The organism is Vibrio sp. 5S239 (assembly GCF_041439575.1).
Classification (GTDB): Bacteria; Pseudomonadota; Gammaproteobacteria; order Enterobacterales; family Vibrionaceae; genus Vibrio; species Vibrio kanaloae.
This window is the reverse complement of the sequence record NZ_JBGOOM010000006.1, coordinates 67,486-89,159: the sequence shown is the minus strand read 5'-3', so window position 1 is coordinate 89,159 and position 21,674 is coordinate 67,486. Positions and strand designations below refer to the sequence as shown.

Sequence of the window (21,674 nt, the reverse complement as noted above, 5' to 3'; positions counted from 1 at the left end):
TCTCAATATTCCCTACTTTTTCCATCAGCAATAACCTGCACTTTTCACTATGGTGAGTAAAAGGAACACCATAACCCAAAAGCATCACAAGCTATGTTATCCGATTGGCTACAAAAACACACACCGCATCTGGTCACATCACAATGCCATTTGTGCAAGCTAGAAAAGCTCCTCAGCGATACTCATCCTCGATGGTGCCAAACTTGCCTCGATCTCTTTTGCCAACAGCCACGCTGCCAGCAATGTGGCTTGAAAACCTTAACTAGCGTCGAGCAATGTGGTCAATGTCTATCGAATCCACCACCTTGGCATCGTCTCTATTGTGTGGGTGACTACGTCTTTCCAACAGCACACTATATCCAACAGATGAAATACGCCGATAAGTTCTGGTTCGCTCGCGATCTATCAAAATTGTTAGCGCCACGTATTCAGCACCCAGCGCCATTGATCACTAGTGTGCCTCTACATTGGGGGCGGTATATTCATAGGGGCTTTAATCAGAGCCAGTTATTAGCCCATTACACAGCCCAGAAACTGAACGTTAAAAGTGCAGTTTTATTTCGTCGATCTCGTTCGACGGTTTCGCAGCAAGGACTAACCAAATCCGCAAGGCAGATCAATCTAAAAAACGCTTTCACGCTGCGCAATATGAATTTTTCAACGAACAATTATTCTCACATCGCGATAATTGATGATGTTGTAACCACAGGCAGTACTGTGTATCAATTATGCCAATTACTACTTGAAGTGGGCGTTAAAAGGATTGATATTTACTGCATCTGCCGCACTCCTGAGCCCTCTGGATAAAAGCTGTGGATCGCTACTTGTACAGCAATCCAACAAAAAAGGGCTGAATTACAAATCTGACAGGGGTAGAATGGCGCTAATAACCTACAAATCTACTCAGGTATTCGTCGTGTCAAATATTACTATTACAGAAACAGCTCAAACTCACTTTGCCAATCTGCTGTCACAGCAGCCTGAAGGTACAAACATTCGTGTGTTCGTGGTAAACCCAGGCACACAAAACGCTGAGTGTGGTGTTTCTTACTGCCCAACAGATGCTATCGAAGCGTCTGACACTAAACTGTCTTTCGACGCTTTCTCTGCGTACGTAGATGAGCTAAGCCTACCATTCCTAGACGAAGCTGAGATTGACTTCGTAACAGACAAAATGGGCTCTCAACTAACGCTTAAAGCGCCAAACGCGAAAATGCGTAAAGTATCAGATGATGCGTCTCTTACCGAGCGTGTTGAATACGCAATTCAAACACAAGTTAACCCGCAACTGGCTGGTCACGGTGGTCACGTTAGCTTGGTAGAAATCACTGAAGACGGTGCGGCTATTGTTGCATTCGGTGGCGGTTGTAACGGTTGTTCTATGGTTGATGTAACCCTAAAAGAAGGCATCGAGAAAGAACTTCTTCAACAATTTGAAGGTGAACTAACGGCGGTTCGTGACGCAACAGAACACGATCGTGGTGAGCACTCTTACTACTAATCACTGATTAGCGTTAGTAACGAATAAAAAGGTTGATGCACTAGCATCAACCTTTTTTGTTTTTTAAAGGTAGAGAACGCCTGTCTGTTGCCATTCAAAATACCACTTTCCAATCAACTCACTGAGCCGTAGAAGCCCGATTCCACTTTGATTTAAACAATAGCAGTGATCGCAATCGGTTCCTGTTCAATAATTCTAGGATATGAAAACTCGCCTCTAGGAACTCAGCGTCATTTCCCCTATATTAGAATGACTTTCTAAGAAAAATCCAATGAGTTAAGGAGTGGGCGCATGACAAAAAGGACCAAGCCGGAAATATTGGCTCAGCAAACTGTCGCTCAGTCAAAACTGTTCTCTATAGAGTCGCTCGATTTACGCTTTTCAAACGGTGAAGAGCGTACGTACGAACGCATGAAGCCCAGTGGCCGCAATGCAGTAATGATGGTTCCAATTACTGAACACGGCGATATTCTGTTAGTGCGTGAATACGCAGCAGGGACCGAACGCTATGAACTTGGCTTCCCTAAAGGACTCATTGATGCTGGTGAACAACCTGCTGACGCTGCTGTTCGAGAGCTGAAAGAAGAGATCGGCTATGGTGCCAACAGACTCACTCCACTCAAAGAGGTTATCCTCGCGCCCTCTTATTTCTCTAGCAAAATGACACTATTCATTGCAGAAGAACTATACCCAGAGAAACTCGAAGGGGATGAACCAGAGCCACTAGATGTCGTGCGATGGCCGCTCTCGCAAGCCGAAGAGCTGCTAACACACCTCGACTTCTGCGAGGCTCGATCTATTACTGCCCTACTATTAGCCCTTCGAGTCTTAAATAACAATTAGAACAAACGATCGCACTCGAAGACCAAACAAGCTCGATCGAAGAGTAAGAGAACATTTATGCCAATAACAAAAGATTTTTCTCACCTCCTTCCCTCTGTCATTGAGATTGCTCGTTCTGCTGGACAGCTCATCTTAGAGATATACGAGAAGAAAAATTACGAAGAGTTCACCAAAAGCGATGACACACCGGTCACCAGTGCCGACCTTGCAGCGCATAAACTGATCTCGAAAAAACTCAGTGAACTCACCCCTGATATTCCCGTGTTATCTGAAGAAGCTGCAGACATCAGCCTAGAGCAACGTTCTCAATGGGATCGCTACTGGTTGGTTGATCCACTAGATGGAACTCAGGAATTCATCGCAAGAAGTGGCGATTTCGCGACAATCATCGCCCTAATTGAGCATAATAAACCCGTCATGGGGGTCGTATATGCTCCTGTTTCCGGTGTGAGTTATTACGCTTACAGTGGCAAAGGGGCTTGGAAGATCCCAGACCTTAACGACAGCGTTAAAATCAAGACACATCGTCATGAACTGCCAAACCAATCCATCGCAATGGCAATCAGTCGCCGCCAAGATATCAATCGCATCACTAGCCGTATGAACTCTGCTTGGAATTATGATTTGGTTCCGCTAGGTTCAGCCGCGCTTAAAGCCTGCTTAGTCGCTGAAGGGGCGGTGGACTGTTATCTCAGACTTGGACCAACGGGCGAGTGGGATACCGCAGGGACACAATGCATTGTTGAAGAGGCTGGCGGTCGTATTTTGAGTACACAGTTAGAGCCGCTTTCTTACAATGAAAGAGAGACACTTGAGAACCCGAACTTCATCGTGCTTGGTGATGCAGACTTACCATGGCCCGAGATCTTACAAGGTAAAGACTAAATCGCGTCGTGTCATGACCATCTGATATTCAAATAAAATGGGCACCTCAGTGAGGTGCCCATTTTTTATATCTCATTGTTTGATAACCAACGGATGCTAGTTCAGAAGTAGATACCGGGCTAAAAACGACCTTGGTAGGTAAATTGGTATTTCCCTTGGTTATCAGGGTTACCTAACCATTTAAGCTGGCTCTGCATCGTAGGCGGGAACTCAGCTCCCGGTTTAAACCATGCCGATGAGGTGTAGCTTTGATTCGGCGTTACGCTCGCTGAAAACTCGCTGTCCACTTGTGGGCTACTCTGTAGTCCCTTGGCTGAAATAGCGCTATCTTGACAGGTAATATCCGCTATCACAGGGCCTAGGTCTAACGAACCAACAGGGGAATCCACTGCCGCACCAGACCACGCTACTGTGCCTTCGCCCGATTGACACCAAGGCAGAGCATGAGCCGCGTGCTTGATCGTCAATTCAACTTGTCCACCAATCGAAACAGGCACTGGGATGGTTGGGGCATATTTCATCACGTTCATAGCAGGCATTGAAGCCACTAAGTTTTCCGCATATGCACCACTCATGCTATACCCAATATGCCCTTTACCTGACAAGTTCATGTCGCTGTTACGGCCAAAACGAACGGCTAGCTCCGCTTTAGCTTGGAATAATTTAGAGAACTGGAAATCCCACTGAACTGCTCCGTAATTGACTCGCTGCCACACAATATTGTTGGCGCGACCCTGCCAAACTGTACCTTCAACACCTTCGATGCTCAGACCGCGTACAGCAGGTGCATGCTTAAGAGCAAAAGATGCCGGTAAGTGCAGCAACAAGCTGACAGAGAAAAAGACAATAAAGGTGCCACTGAATAGCAGGCCATATTTAAGAGATAAACCGCGTTTCACATTAACCTCGTTTAAACTGTAGTCGGTTGACGTCAATAACCCCAGGGTTATCAGAGCGATCAATATCCATAAACTCAACCTCAACACCCTGTTTTTCTTTCAGGTATGTCAGCCAGTCAACGAACTTATTAAAAGGCACTGGTTTTACCCACACTTGCAGCATCTCGCCACGCGGTTGCACTCGAATCAACTCAATCTTAAAACGACGCATAGAAGCGGGCACAGATTGGTTCAAAGGCTGACTAGCACTAATGCCTGCACTGCCTCGTAACTCAACAACTTCATTGGCTTTATTGGTTACCCAAGCTAAGAGTTGTTTCTCACTTTGAATACGACTTTGCGCCAATTCAGCTCGCTGACTAAGTGGCTGTATTAATCCCCAATAAACGACACCCACCACCAATAAAATTGAACAACCAATGACCAGCCGTTGCTCTCTTTGACTTATTGAGGTCCACCACGCTTGGAGTGGTTCAATCATATTTCTCATCACTGATCTCCTTGCGCGGTTACTGTCGTGGTTTAAGAGTAAAGCTGCCAAATACGGCATCGCCATTACGATTTAATGGCCCTTGTTCCACAGCAAACTTCTCGTCGAGCTTCATTCTAGCGGTCTCAAAATGTTGGAAGTTCGAACTTTTAGCCTGTAGTCGAATTTCAGAACGGTTACCATCGTAGCGAACGCTTTCAACTTCGATTGACTTCACTTGACCTAGCGTTTCTGGCAATAAAGCTAACCACCCTAACAAGGAATCGTTAGTACCTGAGCCACCATATTTCTTAGCTTCGTCGCTCATCTGACGCTTAAGGTAGCTCACGGTCGGAATGCGTTGCTTGCCAGGTAGTACGGATCTAAAGATACGCTCACTCTCCATGCGGTAAGCTTGTGCTTGCGCTTCGTATTGCTGAACCTTCAACACTTGTTGAGTCACAATCACGGCCACCAGCAAACAAGCAGCAATCGCTACTTTTTGCCATACGCGCCAATATTTACTGAAGGAAGATTTGGTTTTAAAGGTGCCAGTCAGTAAATTCACACTGCTCATGATCGCTTGTTGGCTCAATAGAGCCATTACCAATTCCGCAGGCTTCGCTTGCCACTTCACACCACTTTGTTGCTGAACGTCGTCGCTCGGCATCGAGGTGTAACTAAAGATAGTCGCTGGCTGCTCTTCGTCATCAACGACAACCCAGTCACTCTGCAAGAACATCGGGAGCCAGGCTTCGCTGATCGATACCGCTTGATAGCTACCTTGGCGTAAAAGCCAATATTGATCAATCTGCAACGCACTGATGCCCTGCTCTTCCAAAGGTACCGCTAACGCATCCGGCAGCACTTTACGAAAAACAATACCGGCTTCGCGAAACTTATCTAAAGCTTGTTTCAACCATTTGCGTTCGACACCGCATACTGTGGCATGGGTGGCGTCTTTATGTAGAATGGTTAAATGTAAATCTTCGATATCTTGCGCCACTTCGTCTTCTAACAAAAACGGCAGCATAGAATCGAACTGGCGAGCTGCACCTTTCGGGATTTCAACGCGCTTTATCAAGCATTCGCTTCCCGGTAATAAAGCGATACAGCTGCGCTTTTCAGCGTAAGGCGTTAACTCATCAAGCTGTTCCCAGCTAGACAGTTCACCGCTTGCTATCACTTCTTGTTGGCTTGTCGACCAAACTAACCACTGCACAGGGCTTTGTGGTTCGCTACTCAGTCGAACGGTCAGAAACTCGCTCACTGATTCCTCCAAAACGACGGCGTACTACCGTCACTGTTTCTCGATTACTACTATAGAAAAGCGTTCGTATACGTACACGTGACTGCTCAACTAATACCTCTGCATCTAGCTCAAAATAGGCGCTATCTACAGTTAAATATCCTTTCGCTTTCTTGCTGACTTCAGCACTCACACCAACAATGGCAGGCTCTGCCATAAAAGCATCCACCGTATTCCAGCCATCAAATGGACGTTTGTCTAGCAGTTGCTTTGCATCCGACTCACTTAAGCTAGGAGCAAACATCGCTTCCAATAAAGGCGCTTGCTTTTCCGTGAGTGTGTTTACATTCAAGCGGAAATCATCGGTTGGTAAAGCGCAAACAAAGGGACGAATCTTATTCATCACCTCACCAGTAACCTGATAAACCGCTCGTAACTCGGATTCATCGGCCATTAAGCCATTAGCCGCCAAATAAGATGGCTTCATCGCCTCATAAGTACTGTCCTCTACGCCTACCGTAGAAGTGGTTCTGGTATCTGCATCAACAAACTCCCAGCTTGAGTTTGCGATCACCTCAGCCTGATAAGGTTCAATATCTTGGTTTTCCAACAAGGTTTGCCAAACCGTCACTAAATAGGGTGTTTGATTGCTTGAAGTCGCCGTTACCCCAGCCAAAGCATTGAGGTTAAAACACGCTTGGGCATCGACAATGCGACCCGATACTTGTCCATAATCCAATGGGTATACCTGTTCTTCTAATGCCCATGGCTGACTTAGATTCACGGTATCACTGTCTTTATAGCTTTGACTAATCCCGTCTTGTACTAGTGCTTCCACACCAATGCTATACCAATAGGCCTGTTGGTAATTTAACTGATTACCAACACGTTTGAATTGTGTAAACAAACGCTCCGACATGCTGCCCGCAATGGTGGCCATGATAGCCAAAAGCATCAGAATGATGATCAGTGCTACACCATTTTGTTTTCGTCCCATTGCAGAATGTATCTTAGCAAGATCATGGGTGCGATTAGCCATTGTTCCCCTCACTATTTGAAGAGTCACTCGCGTCATTGACCTGATCTAAAGTACCACTTGGCGTGAGGTAAACTCGCTCTATCTCATCGTAGTCTTTCAACGTCAGCTTGAGTCTCACCGCTTTCGGCAAGGATTTATCGGTTTGCCACTCTTTGCCCCAGCGACTCCCATCATAAAACTCGATTTCAAAGCCTTCGACATCATCAAGCAGCGGAGTAATCACACCCTCTTGGCCTGCTGGGGTATCGGGGTATCGCCACCAGACACGCTCAAGTGTTTCTTCTTTGATGCGGTAACCAACCTTCGTGACTTCTCCACGAGGAAACTGCTGCTGTGGGTTGTGCCAACCCAGGCGAGTAAATATGATGCCAACACCGTCGGAGTCCAATAAATACTCTTTCATTAATATCAGCTTAGATGATGCTTCTTCACCATTGGTACGAAATTTTCGCACCGCCATCTGACGAAAATCATTATCTAAAATGACTAAGCTACGTTGCAGTTGATTCAAACGAGCACTGCGTTCGATTGAGAGTTCGTTGCTTCGCTGCACCTGATTCACGACCTGATAAGCCGCCATGCTCAACGTGGCAAAGATAGCGATCGAGACCAACACTTCAATTAAGGTAAAGCCTCTCCCTTTTGAAGATAAACTTTGTTGGCGTGGCATAGGTTTATTTGCCAAGCTGCTATTACTTGATGAGCGGTTGTGAGTTAACGACACGCTTTTAATTAGCCCGATGCTTTTAGTTAACCCGATGCTTTTAGTTAACCACAGGCTCCTAGTTAACCACATGCCCCTAGTTGACCACATAGCTGCGCACCGTGACCACTGGAGAAGCTTGTTTACTGGTTGCCACACTCACATCAAACGCCTTTAATAAATCATCACTGGTATCAATTGGCGTCACTTTCCAGAACCACTCTCTTCCAGCCAACTCTTGTGTACCCTGCACTTTTTTTAGCTTGTCAGGGTGCAACATCACCAAAGCCATTTGATTATCAACGACCATAGCAGCAAAGGTTTTTTCTTCTAGGTAACTGAGGGTATTGATGTGCTGAGTGACAGCACGAATCACACTGATCGCCGCGGTCGCAAAGATAGCGAGCGCAACCAACACCTCAAGCAGCGTCATACCTCGAGAACGATAAGGAGAATGGTTATTCCTCTTCATCTTCTTCCCCCGGTTCTAGCAATCGAATGACACCGTTGTCCAATACTCGAATACGCCAACCATCTTGTATGGTGTCTCCGGTATTTGGATAAAACGACAACACAAATGGCGTCATTTCAGCACTCGACAAGATGTAGATCTGTGGTGGTTTCGGTTTCTTTCCCTCTTCAAGATCAGCAAACATATCTTCATCAAACAAGCTTCCTGGATTGAACAACCGATCATCGTCTTCCCATACGCCACCGCCTAGAGTCAGTGACAATGCGAGTTCTTCCGGCAATTCCGTTGAAGAGGGGAGCTTTTCGAATTCGACCTCCTGCCACCCTTCTGACTTTAGCGCCATCAGTACATAGGTCGATTTCTTTTCATCAACACGAACGCCAAAGTCCAATCCACTCAAGATAGCCTCTTCATTGAGCAATAGAACTCGCTGATAAAAACTTTGAGCGTATTTTTTGGCGACATCTTTACTATTGGTAGGAATGGTCGCGATCACCGCAACCGCCGTTAATGATAATAATACCAACACCAAAAGAATCTCAATTAAGGTGAAACCTGGCTGTGTTTGCTTAGTTTTCACCTTTAGACTCCATCTGTTTGCGTCCTACCATCAAATAACGGCATCAATCCCAATAACTTATCAACCAACAGGAACTTATCAAGCAACAATAAGCCGAAGCTTATTGAAAGTCTTGTATGTTCCAGTTACCAACATCGGCAGCAATACCTTCACCACCTTCTTGGCCATCAACACCTAGAGTAAAGATATCGATAGTGCCGTTATCACCTGGGCTTAGGTATTGGTACTCGTTACCCCATGGGTCGTTCGGCAGACGTTTGATGTAACCACCATCGCGGTAATTACGAGGCTCAGGGCTACTTGTTGGCTTAGAAACCAGTGCATCAAGCCCTTGATCCGTTGTTGGGTAAACGCTGTTATCCAGTTTGTACATATCCAGCGCGTTTTCTAGCGCTACAATGTCCGTGATGGCTTTCTGTTGGTCAGCCTTCTCTTTGTTACCCAGTAAGTTAGGGACAACAAAGCTCGCCAAAATACCAAGGATAACCACAACAACCATCACTTCTAATAAGGTAAAGCCTGACTGTTTCTTCATTTTAGTTTTCATTATTTTCTCCAAATTAAAGACAGCGAGTTGAAGGGAGTGATCGCCTTCATCTCGATCATCCAAAAACTAACGTTCTGTACTATGAGTCGATTGTTGTTAACCGCTCATTAAATTATTCATTTCAAGCATCGGCATCAGAGTCGCCATCACAATGAACAGCACTAAGCCTGCCATCAAAGCGATAAGAGCCGGGGTAAAAATGCCTAAGGCGATATTGACTGTCGACTCAAAGTTTTGATCTTGGGTGTCTGCTGCTCTGGTCAACATCTGTTCCAATTGGCCACTCTGCTCACCACTGGCGATCATATGCAACATCATAGGAGGGAATAGCTTAGTTTGGTCGAGCGCTTTACGTAGGCTAGCCCCTTCTCTAACACTATCCGATGCCTGTAATACTTGTTGTTTAACATGGTGATTCGACATCACGTCAACCGCGACCTTCATTCCTTCAAGGATTGGAATCGCACTCGAAGTACAGATAGAGAGTGTGCGTGCAAAGCGAGAGGTATTGATCCCTTTGGCTATTTTGCCGATCAGAGGAATGCTCAATAATTTGCGATCCCAACTCATGCGAGCAGCTGGCTTTTTCAGTGCGGTCTTAACCAAAACAATCACACCAATGGTCAACAACAGTAATTGGATTCCCCAATTCTGAATAAATTCACTCGATGCTAATAAAAATTGTGTCGATTGAGGCAGCTCTTGGCCCATTTGGATAATTGGCTCAACGATCTTAGGGACCACGGTTGCCAGTAGGAACGAAACAATCGTCACTGCAAATACCACCAGCACCACAGGGTAGATCATCGCTTGCAGCAGCTTAGAGCGCATCTTTTGGCGATTTTCAGCGTAATCGGCTAATCGCTCCAATACCGCATCTAAGTGCCCCGATTTCTCACCAGCCGCAACCATAGCCCGGAATAGTTCATCGAAAATATGGGGATAATCAGACAGGCTGTCAGCAAGTGAGTAGCCTTCAGTTACCTTAGAGCGAACGGCCAACAGCATAGTTCGAATACGTGGCTTTTCCGATTGCTCGGCAACCGCTTTTAAGCACTCTTCGAGTGGCATACCCGATTGAACTAGCGTTGATATTTGGCGAGTAATCAAAGCCAAATCAGGCGTGCTAATGCCACGCTTAAAGCTGGTCGAGGGCTGACCACCTTTCGCAGTTTTAGCCTTGGCTTCAGTCATCTCAACCGGCATCAAGCCTTGTTCTTTCAAGCGTTGGCGAGCCTGACGAGCGTTATCAGCTTCGATAGAACCCTTTTTGCTCTTGCCTTTAGCATCCAGCGCTTTGTATTCAAATGCCGCCATACTAGACTTCCTTGGTCACGCGCATCACTTCTTCTAGGGACGTTACCCCATTCAGAACTTTGCTCAAGCCATCCTCTCGAATACTTGGTGTTGTGCCACGAATTGCTTTCTCAATCGCTTGCTCGCCCGCTTCGCTGTGAATCAACTCTTGCACCGATTCATCAATCATCAATAGTTCATGGATACCGGTACGGCCTCGGTAGCCCTTGTGACCACACTCTTCACAACCTTTCGCATGATAAAGGGTCAGGCTTTCTTTTTTCTTCAACCCAAACAGTTTCTTCTGTTCTTTATCGGCTTCATAAGGTTCTTTACAGTGGTGGCACAAGGTGCGAACTAAACGCTGAGCCAGAACACCAAGTAGTGAAGAAGAGATTAGGAAGGGTTCAATCCCCATATCGCGCAGACGGGTAATCGCACCAATGGCGGTATTGGTGTGCAAGGTCGACATCACTAAGTGACCTGTCAAAGAGGCTTGTACCGCGATTTCTGCCGTTTCCAGATCTCGGATCTCACCAATCATGACGACATCGGGATCCTGACGAAGAATGGCACGTAAACCACGCGCAAAGGTCATATCAACCTTAGGGTTTACTTGAGTCTGGCCAATACCATCAATATCAAATTCGATTGGATCTTCAACGGTTAGAATATTTCGCTCGTTGCTATTGAGCTCTTGCAGGCCGGCGTACAAGGTCGTTGATTTACCAGACCCCGTAGGACCGGTAACCAAGATAATGCCGTGTGGGCGCTGAATCAGCTTGCGGAAGTTTTCGTGGTTCTCTGCCGTCATGCCTAAACTGTGCAAATCTAGACGAGTGGCGTTTTTGTCCAACAGACGCATTACTACACGCTCGCCGTGCGAAGAAGGCATGGTTGATACACGAACATCGACCGCTCGGCCACCGATACGCAAAGAAATACGACCATCCTGTGGCACGCGTTTTTCCGCAATATCCAGCTTAGCCATCACCTTTACACGTGAAACCAACAACGGAGCCAGTTTACGACTCGGCGCGAGAACATCACGTAGTACACCATCAACCCGGAAACGGATACAGAGTGACTTTTCAAAGGTTTCGATATGAATATCCGAAGCTCCTTCTTTGATCGCTTCACCCAACATCGCATTGATTAATTTGATGATAGGCGCATCGTCCTCCGATTCGAGTAAATCTTCATCTTGAGGAAGCTCTTCTGCCAGAGAGAAGAAATCATCGTTGTCAGCACCAATATCTTCCATCAGTTGACGCGCTTCTGATGAGTCACGCTGATAAGCATCGGTCAGTTTTTTATCAAATTCGTCTGCAGTAATCGCTTGTGGTGTGAAACCACTTTTCACAACACGGCTGACTTCAATGATCGCCGCTGATTTCAGTGGTTCAACATAATAAAGTATCGGCGCACGCTCTGGATGCTGATATTCCAACACCATCTTATAGCGATTTGCAAAGCTAAACGGCAAGCGCTGATAAGTACGTGCCGCCCCTACCAATTCAGCCATTATTCTTGTTCCATTTGATCGATGAACGCTTGGATTTCAGCCGGGTGATTCATGCTTTCGCCAAACTTGGGTAATACTGGGATATTGTCGTCATCCATTAGTTTCAAACCTTGCTCAGACTTATACAGCTGCTCAGCACGGATGAAGTTGTATTTACGCTGAGTAATACCATCTGCCGTCATGCCATCACGAATGATGGTTGGTTTAATGAAGACCATTAGATTCTTTTTCTCGACCTGAGTACTGGTTGATTTGAACAAATGTCCAAGTACTGGAATATCACCCAAGAACGGCACTTTAGATTCACTTTCCAATGCGCGTTCATCAATCAAACCACCCAACACCAGCATTTGTCCATCTTGAACAATCACTGACGTATTTAGCTGTCGCTTAGCAAAACGCACGTCAACCGCACCATTTGCGCCCAATACGTTCGATACTTCTTGTTCGATTTGCAGCTGAACCGAGTCACCTTCATTGATTTGTGGCACGACTTTCAGCTTGATACCCACTTCTTTACGCTCAACCGTCTGGAATGGGTTGTCGTTACTTGAACCCGCCGTCGAACCGGTTAAAACCGGCACCTCTTCACCCACAATGAACGACGCTTCGCCGTTATCCATTACTGTGATGCTTGGGGAAGATAGGATGTTTGAATTGGAATCGGTGGCTACCGCACTGATCAATGCTGTCCAGTCGCCCATTACCACACTCATCGCAGCGCCATTAACACCAGAAAGAGCAGAAGCCAAACTTGAGTAGTCACCTTGTTCAGTAGTAGTTTCGTTTCGTACGAACTTACCGTTCTCATCATAAACCGCAGTGGTCGTTTCAGTATCTTTAGCTTCTTCTAGACCGACCATGACACCACCAATCGATGCACCAGTATTGCTGTACTGAATCATGGCACCCGTTTCTAGGTTACCCCATTGCACGCCAAGGTTAACGCCATCGCCTTCGGCCATTTCAACAATCAGGGCCTCAATCAATACTTGAGCACGACGAATATCCAGTTGCGCGATCACGTCTTGCAATGCGTTCATAATGTCCGGCTGAGCGGTAATAACAAGAGAGTTGGTATCACTGTGCGCTGAGATCATCACTTGGTTGCGTTGAGACGAGCTGCCTTTAGTCGATGATTGCTTCTCTGACTGTAGGTTGTCCGACACGCCCTTTAACACATCGACAAGATCTTCGGCTTTTGCGTATTTAAGGTAGATTACCTGGTTGTTACCTTTGGTCGCCATTTCGACATCAAGCTGCTCGATAAGCTTTCTTAATCGGCTACGAACCTTAGGGTCACCTGAAATCAGAATCGCATTGGTACGCTCATCGGCAACCAGTTTAGGCTGAAGGAATGCAGGCGTATTCTTTGCATCTGTTGTTTTGCTTAGAGCATCAACAATGCGCACCATCTCTGCCGCTGATGCATTCTTTAGCTCAACGACTTCAATCTCTTTATCACCCGCTTGGTCAACACGTTTGATGATTTCAGCTAAACGGTTTACGACCGCCGCTCGGCCGGTAATGAGGATGATATTGGCTGGGTCGTAGTGCACAACGTTACCCGCGCCAGCATTGTCATTCAGTTGACGAAGCAAAGGAGAAAGTTCGCGAACCGAGACATTGCGAACGGTCACAACACGTGTAACCACGCTGTCACCTTTAATCGAATCACGCTCACCGACAACGGGGATTGCCGATGTTTTTGAGTCTTTAGCTTTGATTACCTTGAGAACACCCGAGTCCATTTCAACGACCGCGTAGCCGTACACTTCTAAGACGTTTAAGAAGAAGCTGTAATATTGTTCTTCGTTGAGTACATCATAGCTACGGACATCGATTTTACCGCGCACCGATGGGTCAACGATGATCGTCTTCTCTAGATTACGGCCAACAATATTAATAAACTCTTGAATGTCAGTGCCCTTAAAACTGGCACTAAAATCACTAGCGATGGCTGCGGGGGCGCAGATTAAGCTTCCTGCCAATAACCACGCACTTTTCTTAAACCAATGCTTCACGTACTTCTCCTACACTTTCGTCCTTGGTTAGACGCAAAGTTCTAAAATTCAATAAATACTTCATGTTGTTGACCATCTCGCTCAACGACGAGATTTAGCTCAGTTAGCTCTGAGATTGATCGGAATATGTTGCCCATAGCGGCAGGGTCAGTCAGATCTTGTCCATTTAACTGAGTAGCAATATCCCCGTTTTGGAGCCCAACAGAGTTAAAAAGTTCTGAATCTTTGCCAGGGCTCACACGATAACCGATCACTTGATCGTCACGCTTTACCTGAGATAAACGAACATATTGGAAAATTTGTTGTGGATCCTCCATTATCTTCGCTTTTATTTCATCAAGCTTCTCTTCTGCAGAAGCTGGGTTATTGCCACGAACCGAAGAAGAAGAAGCGCGAGGTGGCGCAGGTTCAGATACGGCTAAACGTTTGTATTCAATACCTTCAAGCATCAGGGTTTCATCTCGCCCTGAGTTATCAATAATGACACGATCCACTAACACAGCTTTGAGCTTGGCTCGAGTGCCTTCTATTACTTCATTAATTCCGTAGGTTGCTTGTGTGCCACGATTAGCAATCACAGCTAAGCTTAATTTGGGGTTAGAACTGGCGACCGCCCCCACTAAAATCAGGTTCAACCGTGTCTTTGGCGCATCTTGGATAACTTGCTGTTCAACGACAGCGGGCGTGGTTGGGTTATAGACGCCAAAAAGGTTACTCTGTTGCAAAGAAGAGATATCAAGGGTCGGTTGAAGTGCTGAAGAAGAAGATGAAACAGACGCTTTCCAAGGCACAACCGTTTGCTCGGCAGGTACAAGAAACCATGCAAGCTGTCCTAAAATCCATGCTGAAGCAGCAATCAACAAACAACAAGTCGCTAGGCTTAGTTTCTGCTGAAATACAAATTTATTCTCTAATAAGCGGCTCAACACAGGTGAGTGTCCTATGCGATTTTTGAGCTCTAAAAAGTTCACTTCCCTTGCCCCTTTTCAAGACGACAAACGCTGAAAATCATTAAGCTTCCAACTTTTTCATTCATTCGTTCGATACCAAGCGCATTTAAGCATAAGATCATGAATTATATCATAGCCAATTCATAAATCGGCATTAGATGGCTATTTTGTAATATGACTTGAAAAAAATGCCAACCGCCTCCACTTTAAGCTTCTACTTAATGTGATAAGCATCATCAAGAACATGTTGCGCTCTGTTAATTACAGTTAAACCACATTCATTTTTCACTGAAAAGGCACAACCCTATATGAAAACTGTTGATGAAGCTGTCAGACTCGATAAATGGTTGTGGGCAGCTCGTTTTTACAAAACCCGCTCTATTGCTCGCAACATGGTCGATGGTGGCAAAGTCCACTATAATGGTCAACGCAGCAAACCAAGTAAAATTGTCGAACTTGGGGCGGTGATTACACTGCGTCAAGGGAATGAAGAAAAAACGGTGACTATCGAGAAAATTTCGGCGCATCGTGGCGGGGCTCCGATCGCTCAAACACTCTATGAAGAAACCACCGATAGCTTGGCAAAAAGAGAAGAGTTTGCGAAACAACGCAAACTGAATGCTCATAACCCAGCTCCAGATCGTCGTCCGGATAAGAAGCAACGTCGTGACATCATCAAGTTCAAGACTCAATAAGCTAGAAGGAATAGCCAAATGGCAGACCCAATGTCTACAAGTAATGTTTTAAATCGCTACCTATTTGAAGACCTATCAGTACGTGGTGAATTGGTACAAATGGATGAAGCGTACCAACAGATTATTTCTAGCAAGGAATACCCAGCGCCAGTACAGAAACTGCTGGGCGAGCTATTGGTCTCAACGACGCTACTAACGGCGACCTTAAAGTTTGAAGGTTCTATCACTATGCAGCTTCAAGGTGATGGCCCAGTGTCTCTCGCTGTGATCAATGGTGATAACAACCAGAAGATCCGCGGTGTTGCTCGCTTTGACGGGGATATTGCTGACAACGCAGGCCTACACGACCTTATGGGTAAAGGCCATCTAGTGATCACTATCGACCCTAAGCAAGGTGAGCGTTACCAAGGTATCGTTGGCCTTGAAGGTGACACTCTCGCCGAGGTGCTTGAAGGTTACTTCGCTAACTCAGAACAGCTTAAGACTCGTCTATGGTTACGCACTGGCGATCATGAAGGTAAAGCACACGCTGCTGGTATGTTACTGCAGGTTATGCCAGACGGCACAGGTACGCCAGACGACTTCGAACACCTAGAGCAGCTAACTGACACAGTTAAAAACGAAGAACTGTTCTCCCTAGAAGCGAACGAACTGCTTTACCGTTTGTACAACCAAGAGAAAGTACAGCTGTTCACCCCACAACCGATTGAGTTCTACTGTGGTTGTTCACGTGAGCGGAGCGCGGCGGCTATCATTACGGTTGCTCAAGAAGAGATGTACGACATCCTAAGTACCGAAGGTAGTGTTGCTCTGCATTGTGATTACTGTGGCACAAATTATTCATTCGACAAGAACGACGTTGATGCTCTGTACGCTGAAGCAGCCGATAAAGGCAGCAATACCGTTCATTAATTTATAACGTACCCAAAACACGTAATTTACCCAAAAAGGTCAGCTGCAAGCTGGCCTTTTTTGTGATCAAAATAGCGCAAAGCCCGTTACATCTCGTAATAAAATCACCGCTTAATTTTCATCAATTAATAATGTTCCTGCCCCTAGCGCAAAGGTTTGCGTACAGGATAGACTAGTTGGGCCAATATGTGACGAGGCACTTAAAACCTCAATGTTAATATGGATACTTTTTGAGCTGTATCCCTGTTTCCCCCGAGTCTCGTTGCTAGCATGGTGAGCAGATAACCATAAAAATTAATACAAAATCCCTACAAAATATCCTACAAGGAGCACCTATGACCGTTATGGAACATACAAAGGCTGCACAAATTGATCTAACTAAGCACGGACTGACAGGCGTTACTGAAGTTCTTCGTAACCCTAGCTACGAGCAGCTATTCGTTGAAGAAACATTGCCAGGTTTAGAGGGCTACGAAAAAGGCGTAGTAACGGAACTAGGCTCTGTTGCGGTTGACACTGGTATCTTTACTGGCCGCTCACCAAAAGATAAATACATTGTTAAAGATGACACGACCCGCGATACCATGTGGTGGTCAGATCAAGGCAAAAATGACAACAAACCGATTACACCTGAATTATGGAATGAGCTGAAAGAGCTTGTGACAACTCAGCTATCTGGCAAGCGCCTGTTTGTGATTGATGGTTACTGTGGTGCAAACCCAGATACGCGCTTAAGTGTTCGTATTATCACTGAAGTAGCGTGGCAAGCGCACTTCGTTAAGAACATGTTCATTCGTCCAACTGACGAAGAGCTTGCAACGTTTGAACCTGATTTTGTGGTAATGAACGGTGCTAAAACAACCAACCCGAACTGGGAGAAGCAGGGCCTAAACTCTGAAAACTTCGTTGCGTTCAACCTGACAGAGCGCGTTCAAATCATTGGTGGTACCTGGTACGGCGGTGAGATGAAAAAAGGTATGTTCGCAATGATGAACTACCTGCTTCCTCTGCAAGGCATTGCTTCAATGCACTGTAGTGCAAACGTAGGCGAGAAAGGCGATGTAGCCGTATTCTTCGGCCTATCAGGTACGGGGAAAACAACACTATCGACGGATCCTAAACGTGAGCTGATCGGTGATGATGAGCATGGTTGGGATGACGACGGTATCTTCAACTTTGAAGGCGGTTGTTACGCGAAGACGATTCGCCTATCGAAAGAAGCGGAACCTGAAATCTACAACGCAATCCGTCGTGATGCTCTACTAGAAAACGTAACGGTCCGTGGTGATGGTTCTATCGATTTTGATGACGGTTCAAAAACAGAAAATACTCGTGTTTCTTACCCGATTCACCACATCGAAAACATTGTTAAGCCAGTATCAAAAGCAGGTCACGCTAAAAAAGTTATCTTCCTGACTGCGGATGCATTTGGTGTGCTACCACCAGTATCGAAACTGACTCCTGAACAGACTAAATACCACTTCCTATCTGGATTTACAGCGAAGCTCGCGGGTACAGAACGCGGTATTACAGAGCCAACGCCAACGTTCTCTGCGGCATTTGGCGCTGCATTCCTAACGCTCCACCCAACTCAGTACGCTGAAGTGCTTGTGAAGCGCATGGAAGCGGCTGGTGCAGAAGCTTATCTAGTTAACACAGGTTGGAATGGCAGTGGTAAGCGTATCTCTATCAAAGATACTCGCGGCATCATCGACGCTATCCTAGATGGTTCAATCGACAATGCAGATACTAAGGTTATCCCTATGTTTAACCTAGAAGTGCCACTCGCCTTGCATGATGTAGACTCGACCATTCTTGACCCACGTGATACGTACACTGACCCGCTACAGTGGGAGAGCAAAGCGAAGGATCTAGCAACACGATTCATCAACAACTTTGATAAATACACAGACAACGCTGAAGGTCAGTCACTGGTTGCGGCTGGTCCACAATTAGACTAACCCACCTATCTGCTCGGGCTAAGTCCAAAACGAACGCCCATTTACAATGATATTTTGTAGCAAGCCCCTCTTTTGAGGGGCTTTTTTGTTGATGCTTATCCCTTTTTGTTCCACTCTGTTTGAGACTATTGAAATTTAAGGCTTTCAGGGAATGAAAAAGGTATTCATGGTATTCGGTATTGTGCTGGCTATCGCCGTTGCGGTTATCGCTGCGTTGTTATTAAGCCTGCAGACTCAATACCGTGCTGATGTTGCTAATTTTTTTATAAAACATACGCTTGAACAACCTCTACTCATTGAGGATGTTGAGTATCAGGCGCCTTATCACATCACTTTGATGGGTATTACCCAAAACCGACCTAAAAAAAAGTCGCCTTTGTACATCGACAAAGTCAGTATGTGGTTTAGCCCTAGCTCTATAGTTCAAGCCAAACTGATCTTGGATTCAGTGTTGATCAGCGGTCTGCAGTTAGAAGTTGATGATTTAAAAAACCTCACATCGGTACTTACGCAGCCAAACCTCAAGCTTCACCAGTTGGCCATCAATAATCTAGATTTCTCGACCCCAGACTTTAATGCGCGAGGCATTGATCTTCAGATCTCCGATCCCATATGGGACGGGCACAACTCATTATTACCTTATGGCAAAACCCAACTCTCAACCACGCAACTGTATTGGCAAGGCGAAGCATTCGATAACCTGTTGATTGACCTCGAACTAAAGCCGAGTGACAGCACTCTTTATGGCGCTTCATTTGACTGGCGTGGCGCTAAGGTTTCCGGTCAAGCAGAACAATATCAACATGACTGGTCTTTGGTGAATGTGACGATCGATGGTTTACGACTCAACCAAAAACAGACCCAAAGCCTATTGAACAAACAATGGGATATGACAGGTATCCAGATCAATCACATCAACAGCTTAGATATTTTGCGTAGTGACCTAGAATGGGCAGACGGACATCTAGCATCCTTTGACGCCTCATTAGAAAACATACAGCTGCCTTTTGAATTGTGGCAACAACAGAACGCCATTTTTTCTCTACAAGCTGAAGGCGTCACCTTAGACAATGACCAATTCATCGAGCCAAGCCTTAAACTCAACCTAGAGCCCAACCGGATTCAGATTGAAGACTTCTATACTCAGTTCCTTCAAGGCAGTGTTCAGCTCAATGGCAAGGTGACGCCTGATACCATTGACTTAGCACAGCTCGACCTGCAAGGCATCAAGTGGCTTACCGAAAGCCAAGATAACCACCTACCAGCCGCACGCCTAATACCTTGGCTGACACAACTCCAGAACGTCGAAATTAACCGGCTTAACATAGAACGCAGCCAGCTCATCCAGCTCGCAGAAAAACCTTACTGGCAGGTATCAGGGCTGCACGTAGAAGGGCATCAAATCCAACTGTTACAAGATAGAAAGCTAGGCTTGTGGCAAGGAGAGTTATTGGCAAGCGCCAACGATGCGAGCTATCAAAACATTCTCAGTGCTCAGCCTGTGATTGAGATGAATAGCAAACAAGGAAAGTGGACGTTAACACGCCTGTTTATGCCATTGAAACATGGTTATATTGAAGCGAACGCCACCTTAGACTTCAGTCAAATCAGCAAGCCGTGGAGTGTCGATATCTCGGCTGATGGATTACCAATATCATTAATGTTACAACCATTGGAGTTACCACTCGATGCAACAGGCTACGGGGAGTTCGAACTTCAAGCTGCGGGTTTATATGGTGATTCGTTAATGCTTGGCTACTCAACCACTGGCCAACTCACCGGTAGCGTTCGCCAAGGGGTGATGACCTTTAACGATACGCTTTCAGAGGCATCGACTGATAACGTGTTTGAAATCCCAGAATTCAATGCGAATTTTGACCGTGGACGTTTCACACTCGAACCATTGCACATCATTGGTGCATCCGCAGCCGAGAAAGGTACGCAAAGGGTTCAAACGTTAAATGGTGAGGTAAAGGGAGAGCTCGACTTGCTTAAAACTGAGCGACATACGCTATCCATTACTCTGTCTGACCAATGCCATCAAATCTCAGGAAAGCTCGACCAAGCCGAATACTCAGAGATAAATGACTGCCAACAAAAAAGCGCCACTCCGCAGAAGTAGCGCTTTCAATCAATATCTGACTAAATCAATATATTGGTAAATCAACAGAGTACGAAGTGTGGGCTACTCGCTCACGTTAGTGTCTGTTGATAGTATCTTTTTGTAATCAGGGATCAGCATATAGGTTCCCGTAAACTCCACCGCTTCCACATCGCCACTGCGAATCGTCACATGAATAATAATACGAGCCTTCCTGCCTGAAGCGAGGCGATCCAAGTCACCACTTATCCCATCTAGAGATGTCGCCGCAACCGGATTTTGCTCGACTGGGTGACGGTAGCGAATATTACTGTCTGCCAGCACAATATCACCACTAAGGCCTCGCTCTTTCATCAGTAACCAAGTCATTCCCCAGCCCGTTAAGGTCGCTAAGGTAAAGGCCGAACCTGCAAACATAGTGTTGTGAGGATTGAGGTTGGGGTTCAACTGAGCACTACACTCAAACTGATAGCCAGTATACTGGTTGATCTTGATGCCCATTTTGTCACTGATTGGGATTTGATGCTCCCAACGCTGTTGCAGTTCATTACACCATTCTGGTTTGCGAAGCACATCAGCCATAGGGTCAAGGTGCTTAACCATCTGTTGATGACGAACGGGGCCACGTTGGTCACTAATCTCACCGCGACATTCAAATTCATTCTTCTCATAGAATGAGATCGCATCTTCACGTGCATTACACACCAAACGCTTGGCCCCTTCTTGACGAGCCAGTGACTCTAACGCAACCAAGATAAGTGAGCCCATGCCTTTACTTTGGCGAGATTTCTTCACCGCCATATAGCGGATTTGACCTTCTAAATCTGATGTAATATACAGGCGACCAATCGCCATTGGACGACCTCGACCATCCACAATCACACGATGATGACTCATAGGATCGTATTCATCACGCTCTGAGCCAACGGGCATACGCCAAGGCTCACGCAGCATCTGCCATCGAAAATGGTAATACTTATTCAGTTGATTTTCGGTGGTTGGAGTTATGAGTTTAAACATGCT

At 45.9% G+C, this 21,674-nt stretch carries 21 protein-coding genes; 8 read left to right on the top strand and 13 right to left on the bottom strand.

Annotated elements, in window-relative coordinates:
* Positions 1-93 precede the first annotated feature (93 nt).
* From ACED48_RS06985 to cysQ, 4 genes are all read left to right on the top strand, one after another.
* Positions 94-807 carry a ComF family protein gene (locus tag ACED48_RS06985; RefSeq protein WP_198928346.1) on the top strand — a complete coding sequence of 238 codons (714 nt, stop codon included), beginning with the start codon at positions 94-96 and terminating at the stop codon, positions 805-807.
* 109 nt (positions 808-916) lie between these two features.
* Positions 917-1,501, top strand: coding sequence for a Fe-S biogenesis protein NfuA (gene nfuA, locus ACED48_RS06980; RefSeq protein ID WP_029626881.1), 585 nt, complete (start codon positions 917-919; stop codon positions 1,499-1,501).
* Positions 1,502-1,792: 291 nt separating this feature from the next.
* On the top strand, positions 1,793-2,344 hold the full coding sequence (gene nudE / locus ACED48_RS06975) for an ADP compounds hydrolase NudE (protein ID WP_017055616.1): 552 nt from the start codon (positions 1,793-1,795) through the stop codon (positions 2,342-2,344).
* Positions 2,345-2,401: 57 nt separating this feature from the next.
* On the top strand, positions 2,402-3,229 hold the full coding sequence (gene cysQ, locus ACED48_RS06970) for a 3'(2'),5'-bisphosphate nucleotidase CysQ (protein ID WP_017055615.1): 828 nt from the start codon (positions 2,402-2,404) through the stop codon (positions 3,227-3,229).
* 119 nt (positions 3,230-3,348) lie between these two features.
* Here the strand turns inward: cysQ and ACED48_RS06965 are convergent, their stop codons facing one another.
* The 12 genes from ACED48_RS06965 to gspC all read right to left on the bottom strand — a co-directional run bounded on the left by ACED48_RS06965 (position 3,349) and on the right by gspC (position 15,003).
* Positions 3,349-4,128, bottom strand: a complete 780-nt coding sequence (locus tag ACED48_RS06965; protein WP_017055614.1) for a type II secretion system protein N — start codon at positions 4,126-4,128, stop codon at positions 3,349-3,351.
* A 1-nt stretch (position 4,129) separates the two neighbouring features.
* Positions 4,130-4,618 carry a type II secretion system protein M gene (locus ACED48_RS06960; RefSeq protein ID WP_017055613.1) on the bottom strand — a complete coding sequence of 163 codons (489 nt, stop codon included), beginning with the start codon at positions 4,616-4,618 and terminating at the stop codon, positions 4,130-4,132.
* A 19-nt stretch (positions 4,619-4,637) separates the two neighbouring features.
* Complete coding sequence (gspL, locus tag ACED48_RS06955; RefSeq protein WP_017055612.1) at positions 4,638-5,867, bottom strand: type II secretion system protein GspL; 1,230 nt, start codon at positions 5,865-5,867, stop codon at positions 4,638-4,640.
* A complete protein-coding gene (gene gspK, locus ACED48_RS06950; protein WP_017055611.1) occupies positions 5,836-6,885 on the bottom strand; it encodes a type II secretion system minor pseudopilin GspK in 1,050 nt (349 codons plus the stop codon). Before gspK ends, gspL begins: the two co-directional genes overlap by 32 nt.
* Entirely contained in the window at positions 6,878-7,681 is an 804-nt protein-coding gene (gene gspJ / locus ACED48_RS06945) for a type II secretion system minor pseudopilin GspJ (protein ID WP_029626880.1), read from the bottom strand. The genes gspK and gspJ overlap by 8 nt, the downstream gene beginning before the upstream one ends.
* A 4-nt stretch (positions 7,682-7,685) precedes the next feature.
* Entirely contained in the window at positions 7,686-8,060 is a 375-nt protein-coding gene (gene gspI, locus ACED48_RS06940; RefSeq protein WP_029626879.1) for a type II secretion system minor pseudopilin GspI, read from the bottom strand.
* The gene (locus tag ACED48_RS06935) at positions 8,047-8,640 is read right to left on the bottom strand and encodes a prepilin-type N-terminal cleavage/methylation domain-containing protein (protein ID WP_017055608.1); all 594 of its coding nucleotides are present in this window, start codon (positions 8,638-8,640) and stop codon (positions 8,047-8,049) included. The genes gspI and ACED48_RS06935 overlap by 14 nt, the downstream gene beginning before the upstream one ends.
* Before the next feature lie 100 nt (positions 8,641-8,740).
* Entirely contained in the window at positions 8,741-9,187 is a 447-nt protein-coding gene (gene gspG / locus ACED48_RS06930; RefSeq protein ID WP_017055607.1) for a type II secretion system major pseudopilin GspG, read from the bottom strand.
* Positions 9,188-9,283: 96 nt separating this feature from the next.
* The gene (gspF, locus tag ACED48_RS06925; RefSeq protein ID WP_017055606.1) at positions 9,284-10,504 is read right to left on the bottom strand and encodes a type II secretion system inner membrane protein GspF; all 1,221 of its coding nucleotides are present in this window, start codon (positions 10,502-10,504) and stop codon (positions 9,284-9,286) included.
* Between the two features lies 1 nt (position 10,505).
* Positions 10,506-12,008, bottom strand: a complete 1,503-nt coding sequence (gspE, locus tag ACED48_RS06920; protein ID WP_017055605.1) for a type II secretion system ATPase GspE — start codon at positions 12,006-12,008, stop codon at positions 10,506-10,508.
* Positions 12,008-14,032: a type II secretion system secretin GspD gene (gspD, locus tag ACED48_RS06915; protein WP_017055604.1), complete on the bottom strand. Its 2,025-nt coding sequence runs from the start codon at positions 14,030-14,032 to the stop codon at positions 12,008-12,010. Before gspD ends, gspE begins: the two co-directional genes overlap by 1 nt.
* Before the next feature lie 41 nt (positions 14,033-14,073).
* Positions 14,074-15,003, bottom strand: coding sequence for a type II secretion system protein GspC (gene gspC, locus ACED48_RS06910; protein ID WP_050546267.1), 930 nt, complete (start codon positions 15,001-15,003; stop codon positions 14,074-14,076).
* A 287-nt stretch (positions 15,004-15,290) separates the two neighbouring features.
* Here gspC and hslR point away from each other — a divergent pair, with 287 nt between their 5' ends.
* The 4 genes from hslR to ACED48_RS06890 all read left to right on the top strand — a co-directional run bounded on the left by hslR (position 15,291) and on the right by ACED48_RS06890 (position 20,672).
* Positions 15,291-15,677, top strand: a complete 387-nt coding sequence (gene hslR, locus ACED48_RS06905; protein WP_017055602.1) for a ribosome-associated heat shock protein Hsp15 — start codon at positions 15,291-15,293, stop codon at positions 15,675-15,677.
* Between the two features lie 18 nt (positions 15,678-15,695).
* Complete coding sequence (gene hslO / locus ACED48_RS06900; RefSeq protein ID WP_017055601.1) at positions 15,696-16,589, top strand: Hsp33 family molecular chaperone HslO; 894 nt, start codon at positions 15,696-15,698, stop codon at positions 16,587-16,589.
* Between the two features lie 335 nt (positions 16,590-16,924).
* Positions 16,925-18,550: a phosphoenolpyruvate carboxykinase (ATP) gene (pckA, locus tag ACED48_RS06895; RefSeq protein ID WP_017055600.1), complete on the top strand. Its 1,626-nt coding sequence runs from the start codon at positions 16,925-16,927 to the stop codon at positions 18,548-18,550.
* Positions 18,551-18,701: 151 nt separating this feature from the next.
* Entirely contained in the window at positions 18,702-20,672 is a 1,971-nt protein-coding gene (locus ACED48_RS06890; protein ID WP_017055599.1) for an AsmA family protein, read from the top strand.
* 63 nt (positions 20,673-20,735) lie between these two features.
* On the opposite strand, the gene ACED48_RS06885 is transcribed toward ACED48_RS06890, so the two are convergent.
* Positions 20,736-21,671: a bifunctional GNAT family N-acetyltransferase/hotdog fold thioesterase gene (locus ACED48_RS06885; protein ID WP_017055598.1), complete on the bottom strand. Its 936-nt coding sequence runs from the start codon at positions 21,669-21,671 to the stop codon at positions 20,736-20,738.
* Between the last annotated feature and the right edge of the window lie 3 nt (positions 21,672-21,674).

Bases quoted from the DNA above. Each gene is read 5' to 3' on its own strand.
- ACED48_RS06985 (WP_198928346.1), top strand. From the start codon at position 94: ATGTTATCCGATTGGCTACAAAAACACACACCGCATCTGGTCACATCA.
- nudE (WP_017055616.1), top strand. From the start codon at position 1,793: ATGACAAAAAGGACCAAGCCGGAAATATTGGCTCAGCAAACTGTCGCT.
- cysQ (WP_017055615.1), top strand. From the start codon at position 2,402: ATGCCAATAACAAAAGATTTTTCTCACCTCCTTCCCTCTGTCATTGAG.
- ACED48_RS06960 (WP_017055613.1), bottom strand. From the start codon at position 4,618: ATGAGAAATATGATTGAACCACTCCAAGCGTGGTGGACCTCAATAAGT.
- gspK (WP_017055611.1), bottom strand. From the start codon at position 6,885: ATGGCTAATCGCACCCATGATCTTGCTAAGATACATTCTGCAATGGGA.
- gspJ (WP_029626880.1), bottom strand. From the start codon at position 7,681: ATGTGGTTAACTAGGAGCCTGTGGTTAACTAAAAGCATCGGGTTAACT.
- gspI (WP_029626879.1), bottom strand. From the start codon at position 8,060: ATGAAGAGGAATAACCATTCTCCTTATCGTTCTCGAGGTATGACGCTG.
- gspG (WP_017055607.1), bottom strand. From the start codon at position 9,187: ATGAAAACTAAAATGAAGAAACAGTCAGGCTTTACCTTATTAGAAGTG.
- gspF (WP_017055606.1), bottom strand. From the start codon at position 10,504: ATGGCGGCATTTGAATACAAAGCGCTGGATGCTAAAGGCAAGAGCAAA.
- gspE (WP_017055605.1), bottom strand. From the start codon at position 12,008: ATGGCTGAATTGGTAGGGGCGGCACGTACTTATCAGCGCTTGCCGTTT.
- hslR (WP_017055602.1), top strand. From the start codon at position 15,291: ATGAAAACTGTTGATGAAGCTGTCAGACTCGATAAATGGTTGTGGGCA.
- hslO (WP_017055601.1), top strand. From the start codon at position 15,696: ATGGCAGACCCAATGTCTACAAGTAATGTTTTAAATCGCTACCTATTT.
- pckA (WP_017055600.1), top strand. From the start codon at position 16,925: ATGACCGTTATGGAACATACAAAGGCTGCACAAATTGATCTAACTAAG.
- ACED48_RS06890 (WP_017055599.1), top strand. From the start codon at position 18,702: ATGAAAAAGGTATTCATGGTATTCGGTATTGTGCTGGCTATCGCCGTT.
- ACED48_RS06885 (WP_017055598.1), bottom strand. From the start codon at position 21,671: ATGTTTAAACTCATAACTCCAACCACCGAAAATCAACTGAATAAGTAT.